Source organism: Rossellomorea vietnamensis NBRC 101237 (genome assembly GCF_001591825.1).
Taxonomy (GTDB): domain Bacteria; phylum Bacillota; class Bacilli; order Bacillales; family Bacillaceae_B; genus Rossellomorea; species Rossellomorea vietnamensis.
Window position 1 is genome coordinate 1 of the sequence record NZ_BCVQ01000031.1, and the last position, 21,509, is coordinate 21,509.

Here is a 21,509-nt window from a genome sequence, read left to right on the forward strand (position 1 = left end):
CACCTGCAGCGGAAATCAACCAGCACTATGCTATGATTCGTTTTTTGGTCATTTCATGTAAACATTTCTTACCCTAAAGAAAAGATAGTCAGGGATTTCGTGTATACCGATATGATTGTTATTGCATATCATATAAAAAAGGCGATTAAGGGTGAGGGGAGAATGAAGAAACGAAAAGAGCCTAGATTCAGAGTTGGGGAAACGGTAGTCGTCACAATTTATGGTACCGTCGGGAAAATCACAGACATTAAAAAGATTGACGGAGAGTTTTTATATGAGGTCAACGAAAGTGAAGGGTTATTCAAGGAAAAAGCATTAGAACTGCTTGATTCTTATGATGGATATATTTTTGAACAGGAACAGATCGATATTGAATACAAATTTCTGTTTGGTGACCTTGTCCTTGTAAAGGGATACGAAGAGGATCTCTTTAAAGTGGTGGGTTTCAGAACAGAGATATGGCGATATAAAGATGATGCATGGGAAGACGTGATCTATGAATTAATGAGGATCACGGATGGGGAGTGGCTGGAGGCGGACGAAGATGAAATTACCCTGGTTGCCGATGAAGAGCAGGCGGAAGCTTTCATAAAAAAATATGGATTTGTCTTCCCACAAAAAAAAGAAGGTAAATCCAAATCGCTCCATTCACCTGCATTTCCAAAGCCAACCTGGATTGATCAGCTCCTTGATCATTACAATGACTACAAAACACTGTATCTATTATTCAATGATAGTAAATACAAGAATAAAATGGATTATGTGTTAGAACAATTGAAGAATCATACAAACACACAGTCTATCGTCAAAGAGAAGGAATAAGCCACATAATATATAGAAAAACCGGGACGCTTATGACCAGGAATGATAATAGTATGACACGAAGGATCCATTGCATGCCTGAAACAATGATCCCTTCTCCATTTTCCAGGTCTCTTACCATCGATTTCGTTTTTTGGGTAAATGTATGTAACATACTATCCGCTCCTCTACCTTTGATGATAAAGTCTATGCTTGTCTTTAAAATGTTATGAAAACTTTTTTTCCTGGCATAACCGGGATTGTATTGTCATAAATTGAGAATCAAAGGGGGCGATCACATGCGGGAGATAGAAGTCTTTATCGACACCGAGGAAATTGCTGAGTTCTTTATGAAAGAACTGATCCAAAGAGGATATGCACCATCAGAAGATGAGCTGGAAGAAATAGCGGACATCACATTCGAGTATCTGATTGCCAAGTGTATCATTGATGAAGAATGGGAAGATGAGGTTTAGATTCTATTCACCCATCGATCTGGATTTCAATTAGTATGCCAACGACCATTCATATAACGGGGATTGACTCTGATGTGTCGCCCATACCTTTATGTATGAAGGAAGGGGGGCACATTATTTTGAGTCAATCCCTCTTTAGTTTCAAAAGAATAGTCGTTCTTGCCTTCCATTTACGGGTCATAGAGAATCGATGAGGGTCCGTCATCGTTAAAAGGGGAGACATCACATCAATCGGTTGCTCTCTAAACCAATCCGGCGACGAAGGATCGTCATAATGAACATTTTCCCAGACGGCTCTTAGCTCGGGGCTGAATAGATGCTTTCTTTTCTTCACAGTTGAGTAAATATGCGGCCAATAATCTTCCCTGGATCCCGTATGAGGATGGTGAAGGGAGAAAGATAATGCAGTGGGGTAAACATTCGGATGGAATAATACTCTATATAATTTCTTGCCTAATTGTATTCTGCGATCCACCTTCTCAAAGTGGGAAACGGAAAGGCCGGCCAGGGAGTATGGGGACTGCTTGCCATAAGGGAAAAGGATGGAAGTGAATTCAAGCCGGTCCTGTAGGAAAAACTTCCACTTTTCAATTCCCATATTAAAATCGGGACTGGATAATATCTTGTTTTGAATCAGGTGCTGCTCATTCATAATGAGTGCGGTGGTCAATACAGGGTGATTCCCCGTCTTGAGATAATCTGCCCATAGCTTCCGCATGAATATTGAAACGTTGAACTTTTTCAGGAGGTGAAAGGCGTGGCGGCCGGTTAATTTCCAGTTTTCATAAAGTAATAGTTGAGGATACGCGTCTTCGAAGATAGCTGCATTACATTGCTCCAGGAACTCGAATAGAGATTGCTGTTCGGTGTGACTCATTAGATGTGAGAGCAGATCGTTATGGATATCTGTCATATGATAACCGGCATTTCTCGATACCATGTGGGCAAGAAAGGACCAGTGCAGTTCAGGGTGTCTTTTGAATAAATCAAGGTAGGAAGAAGTTCTTGTCAAGTTATTGACATTGCCTTTTTTCACTTTGATGAAAATTTCCTCGAACAAAGCTTGCTCTTCAGGAAAATAGACATAAGGGACCGGTTCCTGCTTCATTTCGCCGTAAAGCCTGTTAACCGCCTGAACATCGAGAAGGGGGGAGATATTCGAATGTTTACCCGGTTTTAATAGGTTTGGGATGACTTGAAACGGTGAATAACCCAAGTAATCACACCTCTCAAAAAATGAAATATATTTTTTCATGTGAAACTAATTCTGCAGTGAATCGTATATATAAATACAAATGAATAAGAATCACTGTTTGGGAGGTTTTTTTATGTTGAAGAAGATCATTAAGAGTTTATTAGGCTCAAAGCATCATCACTACAGTTCCAGTGACGCCTGGAAAAAATATAAATCCCAGAAGCATAAACATTTCGGACACCATCACTATAAAAAGCACAAGAGCAAAAGTTATTTTTCCAGTTTCTTTAGCAGCTGAAAGGGTAAGGGGGTATAGATGATTCACGTGCTGTTTCGCCGACTTGTCGATGCATTCGAACAAACCTGGAAACCGGGAGATTGGGTCGACGAATACCAAATCATCCGTTTAGTCGGGAAGGGAAGCTATGGTACGACTTATAGTGTCTTGCTCCCTACTGGAGAAGAAGCGATTTTGAAACGGATACGCCCTTACAAAAAGTTATTTTCTAATCACGTCCAATATGTCCAAAATGAAAGGGATGCACTGATAACTTTATCTCACCCAAACTTCCCTGCATTTATCAGGGCTGGCGAATATAAGGGGATTTCCTACTTTGTCATGAAAAAAATGAGTGGCCGTACTTTTGAGGAATTGATTTTTCAAGAAGGAAAAAAGTATTCGGAGGAAGAATCCTTAAGAGTGAGTTTGCAGCTACTAACATTAGTGGACGTCATTCATCAAAAAGGATATGTACACCGGGATTTGAGGATCCCGAATATTCTTTCTGATCATGGTGCCATTCATATCATCGATTTCGGTCTTGCGTGTGTAATGGAGACAGAATCACCTGTCCTGGAAGCTCATAAAGATTATATGAGGGATAAGTCGAAGAAAAGTGATTATTACGCAATTGGTCATTTTCTATTATTTTTACTGTATTCTTCTTATGAGCCCGTGAGTAGCAGGGATACAAGCTGGGAAGAGGAACTTCCTATTCACCATGATACGAAAGCAATCCTGAGAAAACTTCTGCAAATAGACGGGGAATATCTTGATGGCTCGGAGTTGATCGAGGATTTAGTAAAGGTCATTCATATAGTACACAACCAATAAACGAGGAGGAATTTTCATATGTCATTTTTTAATAAAGTATTTGCTTCAATCGGTATTGGAGCAGCAACAGTGGATACGAAATTGGAGAAATCAAGCTACATTGCAGGGGAGACGGTAAACGGGGTGGTGGAAATTACGGGGGGGAGTACGGAGCAGAGTATCGATGCCATCTATTTAACTCTTTTCACTACATATATTCGTGAATCGGATGACAAGAAATATACAGATTACGCACCGATTCAGAAAGTGCAAATATCCAATCCATTCATCGTTTTGGAAAATGAAAAAAAAGAATTTCCATTCACCTTCACCCTGCCCTTTGAAACCCCGATCACATATGGGAACACCAGGGTATGGGTAGCGACAGGGGTCGATATTAAAAATGCAGTGGATCCAAAAGACAAAGACTATATTGAAATCGTGCCGAATCAGTTGACAAATGCTGTCCTGACTTCTGTACAGGAACTCGGCTTCAGAATTCGTACAGTGGAATGTGAAGAGGCGCCGAGACGTTACAGAGGGAGATATCCTTTTATTCAGGAGTTTGAGTTTGTACCGGTAAATGGACCATATCAGCGTAAATTGGATGAACTTGAAGTGATGTTTCTGAATCAAACGGAAGACCGGGTGGAACTGCTTCTGGAAGTGGACAGACGGGCGAGGGGACTGGGTGGGTTCCTGGCTGAAGCTCTCGAAATGGATGAATCCATGGTCAAACTGGCCATACATTCGTCCGATGTCCCCCATTTAGCATCGAAACTTCAACAAGCCATCGACAAATTTGCGTAAAATATTCCATTCGACAAAGATTCCTATGATTCTGTGAAGGATTCGACACACAGTTTGTGTAATTGTATGAGTACAACATAATGACGGAGGGGTGCTCATGCCTTTACTTGAAAAAATCATTCGTCCAAAGCTTTTGAGATCGACTTATGACGTGACCATTTTCCAAACCCCTAAATATGGGGAGGATAAAGGGTACGAAAAGGTTTATCGTATCTCGGTTGAAGCAAATAACCATGAAGAAGCCCTGTATCAGACATTCAGAACGTTTAATGTACCAGACTTGATTCCAAAAGATTATCAAGGCAGATATATTGCTACACGTGACATCGTCTTCATTGATGAAGGGCGGAGGGGCCATCATTATTATCGTCTCCAGTCAAATGGATGGAAGCGGGTGAACCGGATCGTCATTCATTAGATAAAGTACTATTCGAAAAAAGGAAAGAATCTGCCTCAGAGGCCGGATTCTTTCCTTTTTTATATAAGTCCTTACATATTATGTCCTGGACCATTTTTTCTATTTAGACCTGTGTTCTCTTTCCCGTGTGCATTATGCTCGGCATCCAATGCTTCTTTTGGGATATGATTATTTTTCTTAGGGGCATTGATTCTATTTCGGTGTTTTTTTCCCATCCATGTATCCCCCTTTGTTATGATTTAAGCTTTTCTGTTCTTGAAGAAGTTGGTTGGGTCCCCGACCGGGTAGAAGGGTTGGTTTCATTTGCATGTTGTACTGCTTGCTTAAGTTTTTTGCTCATTTTTTCTTTTGCCATGTTCAATCACTCCTTCTGCCTTTATTTTGACCTCTCATTCATCATTCTATCCTTCCATTTCCTAGCGTTGCATATGTCCCGAAAAAGAATTACAATGGTCTTTCAACAGTCTTGATAGGAGGAATATTTAAGTGAGTATACATATTAATGCAAAAGAAAACGAAATTGCAGAAACAGTTCTTTTACCTGGGGATCCACTTAGAGCTAAGTATATTGCGGAAACGTTCTTAGAAGATGTAACATGCTACAACGAAGTCCGGAATATGTTTGGATACACGGGAACGTACAAAGGAAAAAGAATTTCGGTACAGGGAACTGGAATGGGTGTCCCGTCGATTTCCATTTATATCAATGAATTGATGCAGAGTTATAACGTTCAGAACTTGATTCGTGTCGGTACTTGTGGTGCCATTCAAAAGGACGTCAAAGTACGTGACGTCATCCTGGCCATGACATCGTCCACTGATTCTCAAATGAATAAATTAACGTTCAACGGGATCGATTATTCTCCTACAGCGAACTTCGACCTTTTAAAACGAGCATACGATGCAGGAGTAGAAAAAGGTCTTAATCTGAAAGTAGGAAACGTATTCACTGCCGACATGTTCTACAATGACAATGCGGAGCATGAGAAGTGGGCTCAATATGGTATCCTTGCCATTGAAATGGAAACGTCTGCCCTTTACACATTGGCAGCCAAATATGGTCGAAATGCACTTTCAGTTCTAACTGTTAGCGATCATATCCTGACAGGGGAAGAAACCTCTTCAGAAGAGCGTCAGACGACTTTTAATGAAATGATTGAAGTAGCTTTAGAAGCAGCCATTCAAGAATAATTTATAGAAGCAAAAGGGAAAAACTGCTTACAATCCCATGTCGGGTTTATAGGCAGTTTTTCATTTTGTGAAGTTTCTCCTGCTTACATATTGCCCCGGGCATGGTAAGATGGAGAGTGGAACCATTTTAGAGAAACTAGGTGAAAGTATGAAAAAGATCATCTTCATAACTGCTGCCTCCCTGGTTATATTATCAGGTTGTTCGCAAGTGGAAGAGTGGTCAGACGAATTATTTGGCCAAAAGCAGCAAGAGAAACAGGAAAAGGAACCAAAGGTTCAAACGCCTGACAAGGGTCAGGATGAACAAGCATTGCCTGAACAGCAGCCTGCCGAAGAAGCGGTACCTAAAGAGCTGCAATTAGAGTCACAATACTTCAATGACGTAAAAGTCGTGGACGGAAAACAGGTTATTCAAAATCCATCCAATTTACTGGCATTGGTAAATAAGGAATATGCTTTAGATGAATATAAACCTGCCGATCTAGTCCGTCCAAACGTTCCATTCGTATTCGGGGATCAGGACCTTGAAAAAGCGCACCTCCGTAAAGAAGCGGCAGACCAGCTGGAAAAGATGTTCGCAGATGCCAAAGCTGGAGGGGTATTCCTGACAGCCATTTCAGGTTACCGTTCATACGAATACCAAAAAATGCTCCTTGATAGGGAAATAGCCCAATTCGGCGAAGAAAAGGCGGTCATGGCCGTTGCGCCTCCGGGACAAAGTGAGCATCAATCTGGATTGGCTATGGATATTTCCAGTCAAAGTAACCAATTTCAAGTGAACATAGAATTTGCTGATACGAAAGAAGGAAAATGGCTGGCACAGAACGCATATAAGTACGGGTTCATTCTTCGCTATCCCGAAGATAAGGTGTCCATTACCCAATATCAATATGAACCTTGGCACTATAGATATGTCGGAATGGAAGCCGCTAAAGTGATTCATGAAAACGATTGGACACTTGAAGAATACTTTAATAACGTAAAGAAAATCTAATGATGTTTAGGGGTCAGGGCCTACGGTTCCTGACCCTTTTTTAGATGGGGATTTAAGGATAACAAGGGGGATAACAAGGCCTTTCTGCTTTTATAGTGGAAGAATTCCTTACCGCTTTGTTCTCTTTTATTGCGATTCCACATACAACAGTAAGAAGGGATGTCCAATTTGGAATGGGTGGGTGGATGGTATGATAAGGGTGTTCAGTATAATCATCATTGGCAGTATTTTCGTAGGTATAGGCATCAATCTATTTTTTGTCCCCCATCATTTTCTTGATGGGGGCATGATCGGGATCGGTTTGATTGCCCACTACTGGCTTGGTGTGAAACCAGGTCTTACCATCATACTCCTGAGCATCCCCCTTTATCTGCTTGCCTTCTTTAAAGATCGAATCCTTTTTTATAACAGTATTCACGGGCTATGGTTGTCCTCTTTAATGATCGATTACTTTTATCAATGGCATACCCTTGTCCATCTTCCCCCATTATTAAGCGCTTTTTTTGGAGGAGCTTTTGTCGGGATCGGAATCGGCCTCATGCTAAGGGGGAATTCTGCTACGGGTGGATCTGACTTATTGGCACAATTGATTGGAAAGAGTTTTGGATGGAATGTCGGTAAGCTGATCTTCGCCTTTGATAGCATCGTCCTCATGGCAGGATTCCCCATTATTGGAATGGGACCATTTTTATACTCTTTGTTAGCTGTAAGCACGGTGGGGTTTTTTACGACGATTTTGACGCATCATAATGGAGAAGATGGATTTTCCTTTCGCTAACATGGAAAAGCTGATAGAATGAAGAAGTTATGAGCTTACGATTGCTCAGGGGAATGTTTCATGATATTCTAAACGAAAATTCACACAAGATACATAGCAACGAAAGTGGTGGAAGCTTTGGAACAAGATAAGTCAGAACAGGCACAACAGGAAACCCAGTCAAGTTATATAAAAATGAAAAAATTCAAATTCGTCATGCTCTTATTTTTCCTTGTGTTCCTAACGGCAGGAATTACAACATTTGCATTGGCGTTTGGAGATGAAAAAGCAGTTAACGTAGGGGTTACAGAACGCTCTGAATTTCAGAAGCTTTATGAAGCCTATGATAAGTTAAACCAGAACTATTACAAGGACCTGGATCAGGACCAACTTGTGAACGGTGCGATCAATGGGATGATCGATAGCGTCGGGGACCCCTATTCGGATTATATGAACGAGGAAGAGGCGAAGAAGTTCCAGGAAAGCATTTCTTCTTCGTTTGAAGGGATCGGAGCAGAAATTCAGGAGAAAGATGGTTACATATCCATAGTCTCTCCAATTAAAGGTTCCCCTGCAGAAAAAGCCGGCCTGCAGCCTAACGACATCATCACGAAGGTGGATGACAAAAGCATTCAGGGAATGTCTGTGACAGATGCCGTTCTTCTCATTCGTGGAGAAAAAGGCACAAAGGTAACGCTGACCATTCAACGGCCAGGGCAGGATAAACCGATGGAGGTAACCATCACCAGAGATGAGATCCCGATTGAAACGGTTTATGCAGAAATGAAAGATAATGGTGTAGCAGAAATCCAAATCACAAGTTTTTCAGAAAATACGTATAAAGAATTGACAGAAGCGTTAAATGAAATGAACGATAAAGGCATGAAGAAACTTGTTCTGGATCTTAGACAAAATCCGGGTGGATTACTTGATCAAGCTGTCAAGATCTCGAATCTGTTTGTACCTGAAGGTGAAGTCTTATTCCAGGTGAAAGACAGTAACGGTAAAGTGGAAAAGTATGTATCAGAATCAGGACAGAAGGTAGAAGTCCCTACAGCCGTCCTGGTTGATGAAGGAAGTGCAAGTGCTGCAGAAATTTTATCAGCAGCCGTAAGCGAATCCAATGATATACCTTTGATTGGGACAAAGACATTCGGTAAGGGGACCGTTCAAACGGCCGAAACCTTCAAAGATGGCTCAAATATGAAGTTTACGACGGCTAAATGGCTGACGCCTAAAGGAAACTGGATTCATGAAAAAGGAATCAAGCCAGATGTCGAAGTGAAGATGCCTGATTATGCCCAGCTTCCTTATATCAACCCGGACAAGGAACTAAAGGAAGAAGATTTATCAGATTCTGTGAAAACAGCAGAGCAAATGCTCAAAGCTCTGGATTTAGATCCAGGGAAGGTAGACGGCTATTATGATGCAGATACAACGGCAGCCGTTAAGGAATTCCAAGGGGAAAACGACCTTGAAGTGACAGGCACACTGAACGGTGAAACCATCTTGAAGCTTATGACCGACCTAAGAGAAAAGCTAAAAGAAAACGATCCCCAACTGAAAAAAGCGATTGAAGTGTTAAACAAAGATCAATAAATCAGAGGTCTCAGGTGATATCACCTGAGATCTTTTTTTGTTCCGCAGCAGCGGCCGATTGCCGAATTGGTTTCTGAATCCTCGTATAGAATGTTCATTCCATACCAACAATGAAAGTATATATGAGGTGATTCAATGAAAAAGATAGCGTTAGTCCTTTCAATCCTGCTTTCTCTCTTTGTAGCGGTGAGCTGTTCTCCGATTTGGCAGGATGAAGGAGCGCCTGCTGTAGAAGAGGGGTCTACCCCGAAAAAAGTATTAAATACTTCAGATGGATCGGTTTTTCCTTTTACCCTTGATGAAAATAAGCAACCGGTAAACTTCCTCCTGATAGGTTCAGATCAGCGCGAAAATGAGCCTGCACGGGCTGACGTACTAATGGTTGCTCAATACAGGCCAGAGTCGTCGACTATTAAAATCATTTCCATCATGAGGGATACATTCGTCGAGATTCCCGGTTATGAAAAGAGCAAGATCAATCACGCATATTCCTGGGGAGGGGAAGAATTATTAGCTGATACGATACAAAAAAACTTCAATCTGAACATACATCATACCATTAAAATTGATTTCAACAAGTTCATCAGTATGATGGATCTTGTGTTTCCTGAAGGGGTACCGGTTACGGTGACAGAGCCGATGATCGCTCACTGGAATTGGTCGAGAGAACCGGGTGAAAACGTGCTGAAAGGAGAAGAAATCCTGCAATATGTAAGGTTCAGGGGGGATAGTCAGAACGACTTTGGGAGAGTGGAAAGACAGCAGGAGATCATGTCATTGGCAGAAAAGAGCCTGATGGAAAAAATGGAGACGGGGGAAGGGATGAAGACTCTTGTATCTCTCATCAGAGAGGGATTGAAAAACGTGGAAACCTCCACTCCTATAAGTGAGATTCTGAAATATGGGATGTCTGTCATGCTTCATCCAATCGACAAAGTGGATACGCTCAGGATACCGGTTGAAGGAAGCTTTACTGATCTTAAGGCTGCCCATGCAGGACTGGTCCTCGAGATGGATGAACAAAAGAATCGGGAAGCCATCATGGATTTTCTTGGTTCAAGTCACCATGAATGAAATTCAGAAGAATCAAGGTCCAGGAAAGATTCAATTTTTTTCATTTTCCTTATGATCAATTCGTGCAGATAGTCTTTATATTTCTGATCTTCTGCCAGTTCATGTTCGGTGTGAAGGATTTTTAAGTGCTCAAGGTGTTCCTTCAATGTTTTTTCATCGCTGTCTGACCCTCCAGACTGCACTTTTCGGAGAATGACATCCACTAATTTGTCGTGAGTGGCTTCAATGGTCTTGGTTCCTTGCCTTGCATAAATTGCTCCATATCTCAATTCCCCCCTTGTGACAATGGAAGTGTAAGGAACGTACCTTGGATCATAATCGATGATAAGGACTTGGAATCGTTTAAGGCTCATCAATGGATGGGTGCTTTCAGGGAAAATGAAATCTTCGGTGCGATACCGCACATATTTAGGCAGCAGATGTTGGAGTTTATTATCAACATCTGCTTTATCGAGAAATTCTTCATCGGTCAGTCCTTTTAAATCGACTGATCCGTCATCAAATTGCATCACCCCGACGATGATACATCCACCTCCTGTATTGGAAATGGCAAGGATATGTTTTGCCATCTTGGTGAATTCGATCCAATCGGACTTGAAATCCACATAATCTGTTTCCCCTGTATTATGAAGTAACAGATCCTTCAATGTTTCATGAGAAGGATTCTTCAGGAAATCTCTAAGTTTAAGCGGAACAATCTTCTCATAATACATGAATCTTCCCACCTTTTACTGTTTCTTCAGGTATCAACACGACGGTACATAGCCTTATTACATTCTATGCGTAAAAAAAGTGGATAACGCTCTTTAAACGAATAATTCTTCCCTTCCTATTGTCATCCATCGGTGATGTCCGTTGTGTTCCTATTCACTTTCTAATAAAATGTGTATAGGGATCATTGGAAAGGAAGATTACATGAAAAAAGATGTCTATATATTATCGGGATTTCTTGGCAGTGGAAAAACGACTTTACTTAAACAATTGCTGAAGTCCTTAAAGGATCATGATAAAAAACCCGCGGTGCTGATGAATGAATTAGGAAGTGTATCCATCGATAGTGATGCGGTTGATGATGACACAGCATTGCGTGAACTTCTTGATGGCTGTATTTGCTGTACCATTTCAGAAAAATTGGAGTCCCAGCTCCAGGAACTTCTACTGAACGAAGACTTTGATGTACTGGTCATTGAAACAACGGGTGCTGCACACCCAGTTGAGGTGGTCGATTCCATCCTGTCCCCTCTGTTTGCCGATCGTTTTGAATTCAGGGGTATCCTCACGGTGGTGGATGGTCTTCAATGGCGGAACAGGGGCGACTTCAGTCCGGCTGTCTTACATTTGATGAGAGAACAAATCCGTCATGCCCAGTTCATCATTGCGAATAAAATGGACTTGCTGACTGAAATGGAGCAAGGGACATTCACGTATGAACTACAACAATTGAATCAAAATGCCAAGGTGTATTTAACGAATTACTCTCAAGTGTCCATGAAAGATATTCTGTCTTTAAAAGCACAACAAGAAACACATACGTATGATCGAGCTTCCATTGGGGAACACCTGACTCTCCAAGCGGTCGTTTATACGTTCAGCGGGAAAGTGAGTGGAGAAGCCTTTGAGGAATGGGTGAAAAGCCAGCCTGATTCCATATACAGGATGAAAGGATACGTCCCTTTGAAAGGCAGGAACTATCCAACGTTGTTTCAGTACTCATACGGGATGCCCCTCTTTATGCCCGGAGATATGAAATACCCTACCAACTTCGTCATAATCGGAGAAAATTTACATAAAGAAGAAATAGTACAGTCTTTACAGAAGATTGACCTGACGGAGTAATTCTTAAGGGGGTGGGGGAGTCCTTATATGGTTTTCTTAATGTTTTGTGTGGAACTCATATTATTTATTGCTGGGGTTTACGGCTTAAGTGTTCATGAAACCTCACTGCAGCTGTTCATCTTCTCCGGCATGATTGTGGCCAGTATCCTGTTGTTCATCTGGACGATCGTCTATTATCAGCGCAAAAATCATGGCAGGCAAAGAACGAATGACTGTTGGGATTGCGCCATTTATTCCCCTGACTGCCTGCCCGCGCCAAGAGGAAATAAACTCGACTGCGATTCACCGGACTGTGACTGTACACCGGACTGCAGCCCATAGGAGGGGAATGAAGTGAAAGAATGGTATACACTCTCCTTTATGCCGTGTCACAGAATACCGGAACGTTCACTGATTGTGAAGGGGAAGCAATTCCCGGTATGCTTCAGATGCATGGGAATACTCATGGGAATACATTTGGGGGTCCCGATCATCTGGCTTGTGGTTCCCTCCTTATCGTTTATCACTCTCGTGATGGCTGGTGTGCTGACTTTCCCCCTTTTAGCTGACGGGTTTACCCAGAAGTGGGGGTGGAGGAAGAGTACAAACATACTTCGATTGTTGACAGGTCTGTTGTGCGGAACGGGATTATCGATAGGGATCGTCCTTTTTTCCAAATGGGGAGTAGACATGATCATGACCATAACAAGATAAAACCATTGACAAGATCGAATAAAATGTATATTATTTAGTAGTTAACTTAGTGAAGTATTTATTGAGTGTAAGAAAGGTCGATTTTTAGTGGGAAAAGAATTGTTCGAGCTAGAAGGACTGTTTAGGTCCGTGTTTAGAATGATGAAATCAGATATTCGAACCATCTTTGGAGAATTCATTTCAAATGGGGAGTTCCGGGTGCTTCAACTCATCAGGGAAAATGGTGCACTGAAATCCTCGGAAATTTCAAAGCGAATGGAAGTCTCCGCAAGTCACATTACGTCCATTACTGATACACTAGTTGAAAAAGGCTATATTACAAGACAACGATCCAATGAAGATCGTAGAGTCGTAGAGTTGGCGGTTACTCCTGAAGGAGTGGAAGTGCTGGCACAATGTGAAGAGAAGAAGTCGCACTATTTTCAGCAGTTATTCCAAACCTTTGAAAAAGAGGAGATCGAGCACCTGATCGAACTGTTCGAGAAACTGTTGAGTTCATCCGTTCGTAAGTCATAACGTGTTACAAGATAATGTCCTGTAAATGTCACTGTTCTGCTTCGGAACAGAGGTGTTCAACCATATATTTGACAGGAATGAAAAAAGGGTTGACCTTTAGATTGGTCATCCCTTCTATTATGCTCATTTACTTAAGTTGGTTAATTATTCATACTATAAATATTGAGGGAGACAGAGAATATGGAGCATTTAGAACATCGTAAAAAAGTACTGATCATGATTGCGATCATGTCAGCCATGTTATTTGCCGCATTGAATCAGACCATTGTGGGGACTGCATTGCCGAAAATCATTTCTGAAATCGGAGGCATGGATTATTATAGCTGGGTATTCACCATCTTCATGTTGACCAGCTCCGTAACCGCCATATTGGTCGGTAAATTATCCGATATGTATGGAAGGAAGCCTTTTATCTTGCTTGGAATAGGAGTCTTTATGATTGGTTCGTTCTTAAACGGGCTTTCCGCTTCCATCATACAGTTAATCATTTTCCGGGGGATTCAAGGATTCGGGGCCGGAATGATCATGTCCACTGCCTTTACTGCTGTCGGGGACTTATTCTCTCCACGTGAAAGAGGGAAATGGCAGGGGCTGATGAGCAGTGTGTTTGGTTTAGCCAGTGTATTCGGTCCGACACTTGGGGGTTGGATCGTAGATAATGCCGATTGGCACTGGGTATTCTGGGTATTCCTTCCGGTAGGTTTCATTGCATTTGGAATGATTTATAAAATGTTCCCTTCCCAAGAACCAAATAGAGGCCTGAAAGTGGATTACCTGGGATCGATCATGCTGACTTTAACGATCATTCCGTTATTACTTGCCTTTACGTGGGGTGGAAACGATTATGAATGGGTTTCCCTTCAAATCATTGGACTACTGACCATCTCGGTTGTAGCACTGGTCCTATTCATCATAACGGAAAAAAGAGCAAGTAACCCTGTACTTCCACTACAATTGTTTAAGAATAAGATCTTCACCCTTTCCAATATCATTGGATTCATTCTCGGAGCCGGAATGTTCGGGGCCATTATGTATATGCCGTTCTTCATTCAAGGAGTAATGGGTACCTCTGCGACAAAGTCCGGACTTGTGATGATGCCTATGACATTGAGTATGGTATTTGCCAGTACGATCGGGGGACAAATCATTACAAAGACAGGGAAATATAAGTTTCTCGCACTGATTGGTTTGTTCGTCATGAGTACGGGTATGATCCTATTATCCTTTATGGATACGGATACGACCAACGCCAGAGCCCTGATGAATATCATTATCGTAGGAACGGGACTTGGACTGAGTTTCCCCGTTTTTACACTGACGGTTCAAAACGCAGTGCAGCATAAGTTCCTTGGTGTCGCTACGGCTGCTACGCAATTGTTCAGACAAATCGGAGGGACGATAGGGGTAGCCATCATGGGGACTGTCATGAATTCTTCCATGACGTCAAAGATGACAGAGAAAATGTCTGCAGTAAAAGACTCTCCATTACTGACAGATCCTGAAACGGCTGGCGTCATGAAGCAGCTTCAAGATCCACAGAACATCATGAACGGCGGGAAATTAAAAGAGCTTCAATCAACATTGCCACAAGAATTCCAAGGGATCTATGCATCCATTCTGGATGGTGTCAGAGAATCATTGAGTTATGCGTTAACAAATGTTTTCTTTATTGGAGCCATGGTTCTCCTCGTAGGATTTGTTTTAACTTTCTTTATGAAAGAGATCCCATTAAGGATGTCAAATAAAGATGTTCCAGAGGAAGAAAAGGAAACGAAGCTTAAAAAAGCTTCCAATCACTGATGACCATTAAATAAAAGAGGGTGACCATGTCTGCTGCAAGGAGCAGGCTTGGTTACCCTCTTTCTGCTTATGACATTGTGCTTTCTCCAAATTTCTTAAAGGTCATTTCATCCTCCACCAGGCCGCAAGCAGCACACTGAACTTTTAACTGGGGACCGTTGTAAGCGAGGTGGAACGGCTCGAGTTGATTTTGCTCGTAATTCTGAACGATTTCTCCTGAAGCAGGATCAAGTTTCACACTCTGAGGTACTTGTTGTATAATATTAAATCGTGTTCGATTCGTTTTACAGCTGGGACAGCGATAGGGTGTAGTCATTGAGATCACCTTTCTTCGTTTTTTTTTAGTATGGTTAAAGAATAAAGATTTTATGTAAAGGATGATTGAATATGTCAGTAGTATTCAACGATTTGCTGATATCATACAGACAAATATGGAAAAACCGCATGTTAGCAAACAATGACGTTTCACCGGAACAAGTATTGAAAGAAGCCATTAAACGTGAACTCGAAGATGCTAATAGTCACCCTAGGGTTCGTAAGTCCATTGAGGTTAAATATTACTTGGCCACTAAAAGAATTACTGAATCCGACTTGTCAAACGATGATAAAGTCCGTTTAATTCATCTACATATCGAAATGGCAGCACAATTAATGAAAGACAGGAATCTCTAATCAGGAATGATCATCATGAAAGTAAATATGAGCAGTTCGCTTTTCAACTATACCTGCTCAGGTATATAATGAGGGGAGTTTAATGAAAAGGGTGATATCAGTATGCCTCTACTAACCATATTATTAGTCAGTATACTCTCATACATGATCTATTATCGATATTTTCCCGTACGAACCAAACAATGGAATTCCTTTGATGTGACGACAGAACATGTCGTAGTGGATGTAAGGGATTATCAGGACTCATCCAAAGGAGATTGCGAAGAGGTCATAGCCTTGCCTTGCGGATACATTCGAAGATATGCAAGTGATATTCCAGAAGGGCCTGTCATTGTGATGGGAAGCAATTTCGTCGAGTGTAATGTAGGCGTGAGACAATTAAAACGGCTGGGCTTCGACGTGAAGGGATACCTGCTCATCGGTTCTGACAAAAAATGCAATGAATACCTTTCTCTGGGATGAAATCCTTCCTGATTTGAAATGTTCCCGTAATATCCGTTACATTGAGTGAGCTGCTAAAAACCTGTCAAGAATAGGATACCGGTAATAATTAGTTGCAGCATCCAATTCATTCAGCTGTTGGAAATGTAAGTAAATCATTTAAAACATGCTTTTCTCCCTACTAGAATCAGTGGTTACTATCTTACTATAAGGAAATTGTCTTTCAAAATAGAACAATTGATTACTAGTTACCAAGTTCTCCCGTAAATGTAACAAAAACAGGGTGGTATGATGAATGTGCAGCAAAGAAAAACACATTCACTAAGGAGGAATTCATTTTTATGAATAAGAAAATGATGGTTTCAGCAGCAACAGCATTAACATTATTAGTAACTCCATTCGCAGCAGGTAAAGCTGATGCTGCAGCACCGTGCCCGGCACAAGATAAGGTCGCTCAAAAAGTGAACGCCTTTAAATATAATGGTAATCAAGAAGATCTAAACAAATATGTTCAAGATGTTCTCTCAAAATACCAAATCAACGGCCAAAATATAAATGTACAAGAATTACTGAATGGACAGGCTCCAAAAGCAGAGGCTGCAGCACCTGCTCCGGCTAAGGAAGCACCAAAAGCGGAAGCACCTGCACCGGCAGAAGCACCGAAAGCAGAAACACCTGCACCTAAGTCAGAAGCACCAGCTCCAGCTCCGGCTTCAAATGAGCAAAAACAACAATCAGAGCAAGCAAGTGAACAATCTGGTCAATTAAGCCAGTTTGAACAAAAAGTAGTGGAATTGACTAACCAGGAACGTGCAAAACAAGGTCTTCCAGCTCTAAAAGTAGATGCAGAATTAAGCAAGGTAGCACGTGAGAAGTCTCGTGATATGCAAGCGAACAACTACTTCTCTCACACAAGCCCTACGTATGGTTCACCATTCGACATGATGAAGCAGTTTGGTATCGAGTACAGCTCTGCAGGTGAAAACATCGCTATGGGTCAACAGACTCCTGAAGAAGTAGTACAGGCATGGATGAATAGTGAAGGACACCGTAAAAATATCATGAGTTCAAACTACACTCACATTGGTGTGGGATATGTAGAGAACGGTAACTACTGGACTCAACAGTTCATCGGTAAGTAATTTCATGAACGAAAAGCAGTCTCTCTTTGGAGAGGCTGCTTTTTTTAGTTTTCCGTAATCAAATGATGCTATACGCCTCTTTTTTTATACTATGTTGAACGAGTTATGTAAGAGCTTAGATTTGCATTTCATGATAATCATTCTTACTATTGAAATATAACGAGTACGTGGAGTGAGCTTGATGAAAGAAGATAAAGTTGTCCTGATAACGGGCGGATCAAAGGGAATCGGAAGAAAGACCGTGGAGGAATTCTCTAAACAAGGTTACACGGTCATCCTGAATTATAGAAGCGAGGATTCTTTTGTAGAAGGGTTGGTTGATGAATTAACCCAAACCTACTCCAATTCCATCATACCGGTCAAGGGGGACATTTCCGTGCCGGAAGAATGTGAACGGATGGCATCCGAAATCTGGAATAAGGTGGAGAGCGTCGATATCTTAATTCACAATGCCGGACCCTATGTTAAAGAACGAAAGTCTTTTGCCGAATATTCCCCAGAAGAATGGAATTATATTGTGAATGGGAATTTAAATAGTGTATTTTACTTATCCAGGTTATTGATTCCAAAGATGCGTGAAAAGCAATGGGGAAGAATCATCACATTTGGATATGACAGGGTCGAATCAGCACCGGGCTGGATTTATCGTTCTGCCTTCGCTGCTGCGAAAGCGGGACTCGCTTCCTTCACAAAAACGATTTCAATCGAAGAAGCAGAAAACGGCATAACGGCAAATATGGTCTGCCCAGGTGACATAGTAGGTGATTGGAAAGAGGGCGAAATCAGCAAGGCCAAAGAACAATATGATCCACATACACCGATTGGCCGACCCGGAACAGGGGAGGATTTGGCGAGGATCATTTCGTTCCTGTGTCAGGAAGAATCCGATTTCATTACCGGTTCCATCATTCCCGTTACAGGTGGTAAGGATGTTCTAGGAAAGGTATTTCATCAATAGAGAGCAACGGCAGATGAAGTCCGTTGCTCTTTCAGTCAGTATTCTAATGACTATATTGTTGTCTATATTTCTTTTGTATAAATAGGAGCCGACCCGACAATGTGATGGCGCCTGCCGTTAAGCCGGAAGTAAGCCCAAGCCAGTAGCCGTATGGACCAAAAGTAGTGTAGTTAGCAAGGATATAACCCAATGGAAGGCCAATCACCCAATACGATACAAGAGCCATGATGAAGGTGATATTGACATCCTTATATCCTCTAAGGGCACCTTGGACAGGGGCTTGTATCGCGTCTGAAAGCTGGAAGAAAACGGCATACAATAAAAAGTGAGCCGTTAATTCTAATACATACGCATCATCCGAGTACAGATAGGCGATTTCAGAACGGAAGACGAGTAATATGATCCCATATATGACCGCTAACAGCAATGCAAAGCTGACGCCCATCCAGCTGTAAACCTTTGCATCCCGAAGCCTCTTGGCACCGACCTCAAAGCCTACGACGATGGTCAAGGCCATGGAAATGCTTAAAGGGATCATATAGAGGAAGGAAGCAAAATTGATCGCTGCCTGGTGAGCAGCAATGACCACTGTATCGTAATTGCTCATCAACAAAGTAACAGCTGAAAAAATACTTACTTCGAAGAAAATGGATAAACCAATCGGTACCCCGATCACGAAGATTTCTTTCCACTTAGCAAGGTCAGGCTTATGGATGGTACGGAAAATCGTATATTGGCTAAAAGGCCCCTTCGTATGGACGACCCAGAAGGCGATGAGTGTAATGAGCCAATAGGTGATGGCAGAGGCAACACCTGCACCCACCCCTCCAAGTGCAGGGAGTCCCAACTTACCAAAAATAAGAAGATAATTGAACACGACATTTATCGGCAGTGACATGAGAGTAATGAACATAGTCACCCTCGTCATCCCAAGGGCGTCGATGAATGATCTTAATACATTATAGATGAATAAGGGAATCATTCCGAACGAGAGGGCAATGAGATACTCCTTCGCCACCATACGGACTTCAGGTTCTATATTCATACCATTTAATATCGGATTGAGGGCGAGTCCCCCAGTCACCATGACGATAAGGGATAAAGCGATGGCTGCATACACACCTTGTAACACGGTATGGGGAACTTCTTTTTTATTGCCGCGTCCATTCAATTGGGCGACGATGGGCGTCACGGCCAAAAGGATCCCGCTTAATCCTGTGAAGACGGGTACCCAAAGGGAAGAGCCGATGGCGACACCTGCCAGATCAATGGGAGAGTATTTCCCTGACATGATCGTGTCGAAGAAATTCATGGCAAACATCCCTAGCTGCGTGACTAGGATGGGGATGAGTATGATGGATAGCTGTTTGATCTTATCTTTCATTGTATGAGTTTCTCTCATTGAACGTACTCCTCCTGAATGGCTTCAGATACAGCATGGTGATTTCACTATCATACTGTACCATATTTTCCTGTGGATAGAGAGTGAAATATGCTTAACAAACGAGTACTCAAGATGAATGAGGAAAAACACCCTATGGGAGGAAAGAATGACTAAACATTGGCAGGACTGGATTTGGATAGTGTTTATTATATGGTATGGGGTGGGGATCATCCTGGTTTCTCTCGACTTGCTGCCTCCGTCCATGCATTGGGCAAATGCCATTTTTTTATATTTAGCAGGGGTATTGGCCATTCTTTATGCCATGAAGAGGCTAGGGACCCGGCCCGGACTGATCATTTCTTTAGGCATCATGCTGCTTACGATTATCGCCGAGAGTTTAGGTGTCCATTACGGTCTGATATTCGGGTCCTATCATTATGAAAGGGATTTTGGGTTTCAATTATTCGGAGTGCCGGTGACAATCGGCTTCGCCTGGGTCATGGTGGTGTTCACCAGCATGTCACATTATGAGTTCCTCTTGCACAGGAAGAAGACAGTCAGGGGAATGTTAGTCTATAGCACAGTGACCTCTCTGTTAGCGGTGACAATGGATTTGATCATCGATCCCGTTGCCTTTAAAGGCAGGGAATACTGGATATGGGATCAAGGGGGAGCGTATTATGATATCCCCGTACAAAACTTCCTGGGATGGTTTTTTGTTTCATTTTTCATCCAATGCTTCCTGTATGTATGGATGGAGCGTGAAGGTTTCACTACCAAATGGAGCGGCCGGATGAGGAAGCTATACCTCCTTGTGATCTTGATGTTTATGGTAACGGCTATGGTGGAAGGGCTATGGATTGCGGTTCTTGTCACTTCGTCATTTTACACGGCATCTCTTATTCTCAGAACACGATTGGAGAAGGTAGCATGATTGAACCGAAAAAAAGTAAGAGATTTCAACAACTGCTGTCGGGCTATCTTACTTACCAGCTCAAGAAGCATTTTTATCGTGTGTGGATCGAAGACCAGCGAGATTCGTTTCAACAGGGTTCAGGTCACCTGGTACTTGCCAATCATTCAAGCTGGTGGGATGGATTGATGGTCTTTTACTTAAATCATCATGTCATAAAAGAAGACAGCTTCGCCATGATGAGTCAGAAAGGAATGGAGGATTTCCCCTTCTTTCGGAAAATCGGCGCATTCTCTGTCAATCCACATTCTCCGAAAGACCTCATCACTTCTTTGAAATTCGCTGAGAAGTGTTTACAAGAGAAGAAAACGGTTTGGATCTTTCCTCAAGGGAAGGAAGAGCATCTTGAAAAGAGACCCTTACCCTTTATGAGTGGACCGGGTTATTTGTACGAGCGGAATGCGGAGATCATGGTCACGATGGTGACATTTTATTATACCTTTCGTCATGATCAAAGACCCGAGTTGTTCATCCGGATTGGCCGGGAAGACTTGGATACAAGTCAGCTTTCAACACGGGAAGAGATGACAGGGCACTTAAGAATGGGTATGGAAACGAGGCTTGATGGCTTGAAGAAGGATATCATTCATGAAAACATATCCTCATTTGAATTGTTACTTAAAGGATTTCCGACTAATAGTGAATGGTTGAGCTTTTGGAAGAGAAGAAAGTAGGGGTTGAAAGAA

General features: G+C 42.0%; 28 protein-coding genes. 21 read left to right on the forward strand and 7 right to left on the reverse strand.

What is annotated here, in order from left to right:
• Window positions 1–162: 162 nt before the first annotated feature.
• Window positions 163–822 (forward strand): germination protein YodN, encoded by a 660-nt coding sequence (yodN, locus tag BVI01S_RS14895; protein ID WP_034758621.1) that lies wholly within the window; start codon window positions 163–165, stop codon window positions 820–822.
• On the opposite strand, the gene BVI01S_RS22595 is transcribed toward yodN, so the two are convergent.
• On the reverse strand, window positions 806–976 hold the full coding sequence (locus tag BVI01S_RS22595) for a hypothetical protein (RefSeq protein ID WP_156029996.1): 171 nt from the start codon (window positions 974–976) through the stop codon (window positions 806–808). The genes yodN and BVI01S_RS22595 overlap by 17 nt on opposite strands.
• 124 nt (window positions 977–1,100) lie before the next feature.
• Here BVI01S_RS22595 and BVI01S_RS22215 point away from each other — a divergent pair, with 124 nt between their 5' ends.
• Window positions 1,101–1,277 (forward strand): YozD family protein, encoded by a 177-nt coding sequence (locus BVI01S_RS22215; protein ID WP_079531952.1) that lies wholly within the window; start codon window positions 1,101–1,103, stop codon window positions 1,275–1,277.
• A gap of 124 nt (window positions 1,278–1,401) precedes the next feature.
• Here the strand turns inward: BVI01S_RS22215 and BVI01S_RS14900 are convergent, their stop codons facing one another.
• Window positions 1,402–2,493, reverse strand: coding sequence for a DUF2515 family protein (locus BVI01S_RS14900; protein WP_051758241.1), 1,092 nt, complete (start codon window positions 2,491–2,493; stop codon window positions 1,402–1,404).
• A gap of 295 nt (window positions 2,494–2,788) precedes the next feature.
• On the opposite strand from BVI01S_RS14900, the gene BVI01S_RS14905 reads away from it, so the two are divergent.
• From BVI01S_RS14905 to BVI01S_RS14915, 3 genes are all read left to right on the forward strand, one after another.
• Window positions 2,789–3,586, forward strand: a complete 798-nt coding sequence (locus BVI01S_RS14905; RefSeq protein WP_051758242.1) for a serine/threonine protein kinase — start codon at window positions 2,789–2,791, stop codon at window positions 3,584–3,586.
• 18 nt (window positions 3,587–3,604) lie between these two features.
• Window positions 3,605–4,375: a sporulation protein gene (locus tag BVI01S_RS14910; protein WP_034758624.1), complete on the forward strand. Its 771-nt coding sequence runs from the start codon at window positions 3,605–3,607 to the stop codon at window positions 4,373–4,375.
• Window positions 4,376–4,472: 97 nt separating this feature from the next.
• Entirely contained in the window at window positions 4,473–4,793 is a 321-nt protein-coding gene (locus BVI01S_RS14915) for a YodL domain-containing protein (RefSeq protein ID WP_034758626.1), read from the forward strand.
• A 71-nt stretch (window positions 4,794–4,864) separates the two neighbouring features.
• Here BVI01S_RS14915 and yoyE read toward each other — a convergent pair whose 3' ends face one another.
• Window positions 4,865–5,008 carry a protein YoyE gene (yoyE, locus tag BVI01S_RS22770; RefSeq protein WP_167562123.1) on the reverse strand — a complete coding sequence of 48 codons (144 nt, stop codon included), beginning with the start codon at window positions 5,006–5,008 and terminating at the stop codon, window positions 4,865–4,867.
• A 17-nt stretch (window positions 5,009–5,025) separates the two neighbouring features.
• Window positions 5,026–5,148, reverse strand: coding sequence for a hypothetical protein (locus tag BVI01S_RS23185; RefSeq protein ID WP_256503889.1), 123 nt, complete (start codon window positions 5,146–5,148; stop codon window positions 5,026–5,028).
• A 131-nt stretch (window positions 5,149–5,279) separates the two neighbouring features.
• On the opposite strand from BVI01S_RS23185, the gene deoD reads away from it, so the two are divergent.
• The 5 genes from deoD (at window position 5,280) to BVI01S_RS14940 (ending at window position 10,408) form a co-directional block, all read left to right on the forward strand.
• Complete coding sequence (gene deoD / locus BVI01S_RS14920) at window positions 5,280–5,984, forward strand: purine-nucleoside phosphorylase (RefSeq protein ID WP_034758629.1); 705 nt, start codon at window positions 5,280–5,282, stop codon at window positions 5,982–5,984.
• Window positions 5,985–6,132: 148 nt separating this feature from the next.
• The gene (locus BVI01S_RS14925) at window positions 6,133–6,978 is read left to right on the forward strand and encodes a D-Ala-D-Ala carboxypeptidase VanY (RefSeq protein ID WP_034758632.1); all 846 of its coding nucleotides are present in this window, start codon (window positions 6,133–6,135) and stop codon (window positions 6,976–6,978) included.
• Between the two features lie 190 nt (window positions 6,979–7,168).
• Window positions 7,169–7,756, forward strand: a complete 588-nt coding sequence (locus BVI01S_RS14930) for a YitT family protein (RefSeq protein ID WP_034758634.1) — start codon at window positions 7,169–7,171, stop codon at window positions 7,754–7,756.
• 117 nt (window positions 7,757–7,873) lie between these two features.
• Window positions 7,874–9,334 (forward strand): lmo1851 family serine protease, encoded by a 1,461-nt coding sequence (locus BVI01S_RS14935; RefSeq protein WP_061810782.1) that lies wholly within the window; start codon window positions 7,874–7,876, stop codon window positions 9,332–9,334.
• 135 nt (window positions 9,335–9,469) lie between these two features.
• Window positions 9,470–10,408 carry an LCP family protein gene (locus BVI01S_RS14940; protein ID WP_051758243.1) on the forward strand — a complete coding sequence of 313 codons (939 nt, stop codon included), beginning with the start codon at window positions 9,470–9,472 and terminating at the stop codon, window positions 10,406–10,408.
• Here BVI01S_RS14940 and BVI01S_RS14945 read toward each other — a convergent pair.
• Window positions 10,396–11,121, reverse strand: a complete 726-nt coding sequence (locus BVI01S_RS14945) for an AlbA family DNA-binding domain-containing protein (protein ID WP_034758640.1) — start codon at window positions 11,119–11,121, stop codon at window positions 10,396–10,398. The two genes, BVI01S_RS14940 and BVI01S_RS14945, sit on opposite strands and share 13 nt — an antisense overlap.
• Window positions 11,122–11,323: 202 nt before the next feature.
• On the opposite strand from BVI01S_RS14945, the gene BVI01S_RS14950 reads away from it, so the two are divergent.
• The 5 genes from BVI01S_RS14950 (at window position 11,324) to BVI01S_RS14970 (ending at window position 15,253) form a co-directional block, all read left to right on the forward strand.
• Entirely contained in the window at window positions 11,324–12,244 is a 921-nt protein-coding gene (locus BVI01S_RS14950) for a CobW family GTP-binding protein (protein ID WP_034758643.1), read from the forward strand.
• A 27-nt stretch (window positions 12,245–12,271) separates the two neighbouring features.
• Window positions 12,272–12,565 carry a hypothetical protein gene (locus tag BVI01S_RS14955; RefSeq protein WP_034758645.1) on the forward strand — a complete coding sequence of 98 codons (294 nt, stop codon included), beginning with the start codon at window positions 12,272–12,274 and terminating at the stop codon, window positions 12,563–12,565.
• A gap of 12 nt (window positions 12,566–12,577) precedes the next feature.
• Window positions 12,578–12,937 (forward strand): DUF2085 domain-containing protein, encoded by a 360-nt coding sequence (locus tag BVI01S_RS14960; RefSeq protein ID WP_051758244.1) that lies wholly within the window; start codon window positions 12,578–12,580, stop codon window positions 12,935–12,937.
• Between the two features lie 138 nt (window positions 12,938–13,075).
• Window positions 13,076–13,453: a MarR family winged helix-turn-helix transcriptional regulator gene (locus tag BVI01S_RS14965; protein WP_051758245.1), complete on the forward strand. Its 378-nt coding sequence runs from the start codon at window positions 13,076–13,078 to the stop codon at window positions 13,451–13,453.
• A 180-nt stretch (window positions 13,454–13,633) separates the two neighbouring features.
• Window positions 13,634–15,253, forward strand: a complete 1,620-nt coding sequence (locus tag BVI01S_RS14970; protein WP_061810783.1) for an MDR family MFS transporter — start codon at window positions 13,634–13,636, stop codon at window positions 15,251–15,253.
• Between the two features lie 67 nt (window positions 15,254–15,320).
• On the opposite strand, the gene BVI01S_RS14975 is transcribed toward BVI01S_RS14970, so the two are convergent.
• Window positions 15,321–15,569 (reverse strand): hypothetical protein, encoded by a 249-nt coding sequence (locus BVI01S_RS14975; RefSeq protein WP_034758652.1) that lies wholly within the window; start codon window positions 15,567–15,569, stop codon window positions 15,321–15,323.
• Between the two features lie 71 nt (window positions 15,570–15,640).
• Between BVI01S_RS14975 and yoyC the strand changes: the two genes are divergently transcribed.
• The 4 genes from yoyC (at window position 15,641) to BVI01S_RS14995 (ending at window position 18,466) form a co-directional block, all read left to right on the forward strand.
• Window positions 15,641–15,925, forward strand: coding sequence for a protein YoyC (gene yoyC, locus BVI01S_RS14980; RefSeq protein WP_034758656.1), 285 nt, complete (start codon window positions 15,641–15,643; stop codon window positions 15,923–15,925).
• Window positions 15,926–16,027: 102 nt separating this feature from the next.
• The gene (locus BVI01S_RS14985; protein WP_061810784.1) at window positions 16,028–16,387 is read left to right on the forward strand and encodes a hypothetical protein; all 360 of its coding nucleotides are present in this window, start codon (window positions 16,028–16,030) and stop codon (window positions 16,385–16,387) included.
• A 320-nt stretch (window positions 16,388–16,707) separates the two neighbouring features.
• Window positions 16,708–17,508 carry a CAP domain-containing protein gene (locus BVI01S_RS14990; RefSeq protein WP_061810785.1) on the forward strand — a complete coding sequence of 267 codons (801 nt, stop codon included), beginning with the start codon at window positions 16,708–16,710 and terminating at the stop codon, window positions 17,506–17,508.
• A 181-nt stretch (window positions 17,509–17,689) separates the two neighbouring features.
• Window positions 17,690–18,466 (forward strand): SDR family oxidoreductase, encoded by a 777-nt coding sequence (locus BVI01S_RS14995; RefSeq protein ID WP_034758663.1) that lies wholly within the window; start codon window positions 17,690–17,692, stop codon window positions 18,464–18,466.
• 43 nt (window positions 18,467–18,509) lie between these two features.
• Here the strand turns inward: BVI01S_RS14995 and BVI01S_RS15000 are convergent, their stop codons facing one another.
• On the reverse strand, window positions 18,510–19,868 hold the full coding sequence (locus tag BVI01S_RS15000; RefSeq protein ID WP_034758666.1) for an MATE family efflux transporter: 1,359 nt from the start codon (window positions 19,866–19,868) through the stop codon (window positions 18,510–18,512).
• Between the two features lie 148 nt (window positions 19,869–20,016).
• Between BVI01S_RS15000 and BVI01S_RS15005 the strand changes: the two genes are divergently transcribed.
• Entirely contained in the window at window positions 20,017–20,784 is a 768-nt protein-coding gene (locus tag BVI01S_RS15005) for a carotenoid biosynthesis protein (protein ID WP_034758669.1), read from the forward strand.
• On the forward strand, window positions 20,781–21,497 hold the full coding sequence (locus tag BVI01S_RS15010; protein WP_061810786.1) for a lysophospholipid acyltransferase family protein: 717 nt from the start codon (window positions 20,781–20,783) through the stop codon (window positions 21,495–21,497). The genes BVI01S_RS15005 and BVI01S_RS15010 overlap by 4 nt, the downstream gene beginning before the upstream one ends.
• Window positions 21,498–21,509 lie beyond the last annotated feature (12 nt).

Coding starts and splice junctions, on each gene's coding strand:
- BVI01S_RS15010 (WP_061810786.1), top strand. CDS start 20,781: ATGATTGAACCGAAAAAAAGTAAGAGATTTCAACAACTGCTGTCGGGC.
- BVI01S_RS14945 (WP_034758640.1), bottom strand. CDS start 11,121: ATGTATTATGAGAAGATTGTTCCGCTTAAACTTAGAGATTTCCTGAAG.
- BVI01S_RS22215 (WP_079531952.1), top strand. CDS start 1,101: ATGCGGGAGATAGAAGTCTTTATCGACACCGAGGAAATTGCTGAGTTC.
- BVI01S_RS14990 (WP_061810785.1), top strand. CDS start 16,708: ATGAATAAGAAAATGATGGTTTCAGCAGCAACAGCATTAACATTATTA.
- BVI01S_RS14955 (WP_034758645.1), top strand. CDS start 12,272: ATGGTTTTCTTAATGTTTTGTGTGGAACTCATATTATTTATTGCTGGG.
- BVI01S_RS15005 (WP_034758669.1), top strand. CDS start 20,017: ATGACTAAACATTGGCAGGACTGGATTTGGATAGTGTTTATTATATGG.
- BVI01S_RS14970 (WP_061810783.1), top strand. CDS start 13,634: ATGGAGCATTTAGAACATCGTAAAAAAGTACTGATCATGATTGCGATC.
- yodN (WP_034758621.1), top strand. CDS start 163: ATGAAGAAACGAAAAGAGCCTAGATTCAGAGTTGGGGAAACGGTAGTC.
- yoyE (WP_167562123.1), bottom strand. CDS start 5,008: ATGGGAAAAAAACACCGAAATAGAATCAATGCCCCTAAGAAAAATAAT.
- yoyC (WP_034758656.1), top strand. CDS start 15,641: ATGTCAGTAGTATTCAACGATTTGCTGATATCATACAGACAAATATGG.
- BVI01S_RS23185 (WP_256503889.1), bottom strand. CDS start 5,148: ATGGCAAAAGAAAAAATGAGCAAAAAACTTAAGCAAGCAGTACAACAT.
- BVI01S_RS14965 (WP_051758245.1), top strand. CDS start 13,076: ATGATGAAATCAGATATTCGAACCATCTTTGGAGAATTCATTTCAAAT.
- BVI01S_RS14905 (WP_051758242.1), top strand. CDS start 2,789: ATGATTCACGTGCTGTTTCGCCGACTTGTCGATGCATTCGAACAAACC.
- BVI01S_RS22595 (WP_156029996.1), bottom strand. CDS start 976: ATGTTACATACATTTACCCAAAAAACGAAATCGATGGTAAGAGACCTG.
- BVI01S_RS14915 (WP_034758626.1), top strand. CDS start 4,473: ATGCCTTTACTTGAAAAAATCATTCGTCCAAAGCTTTTGAGATCGACT.
- BVI01S_RS14950 (WP_034758643.1), top strand. CDS start 11,324: ATGAAAAAAGATGTCTATATATTATCGGGATTTCTTGGCAGTGGAAAA.
- BVI01S_RS14925 (WP_034758632.1), top strand. CDS start 6,133: ATGAAAAAGATCATCTTCATAACTGCTGCCTCCCTGGTTATATTATCA.
- BVI01S_RS14995 (WP_034758663.1), top strand. CDS start 17,690: ATGAAAGAAGATAAAGTTGTCCTGATAACGGGCGGATCAAAGGGAATC.
- BVI01S_RS14940 (WP_051758243.1), top strand. CDS start 9,470: ATGAAAAAGATAGCGTTAGTCCTTTCAATCCTGCTTTCTCTCTTTGTA.
- BVI01S_RS14985 (WP_061810784.1), top strand. CDS start 16,028: ATGCCTCTACTAACCATATTATTAGTCAGTATACTCTCATACATGATC.
- BVI01S_RS14910 (WP_034758624.1), top strand. CDS start 3,605: ATGTCATTTTTTAATAAAGTATTTGCTTCAATCGGTATTGGAGCAGCA.
- BVI01S_RS14930 (WP_034758634.1), top strand. CDS start 7,169: ATGATAAGGGTGTTCAGTATAATCATCATTGGCAGTATTTTCGTAGGT.
- BVI01S_RS15000 (WP_034758666.1), bottom strand. CDS start 19,868: ATGAGAGAAACTCATACAATGAAAGATAAGATCAAACAGCTATCCATC.
- BVI01S_RS14975 (WP_034758652.1), bottom strand. CDS start 15,569: ATGACTACACCCTATCGCTGTCCCAGCTGTAAAACGAATCGAACACGA.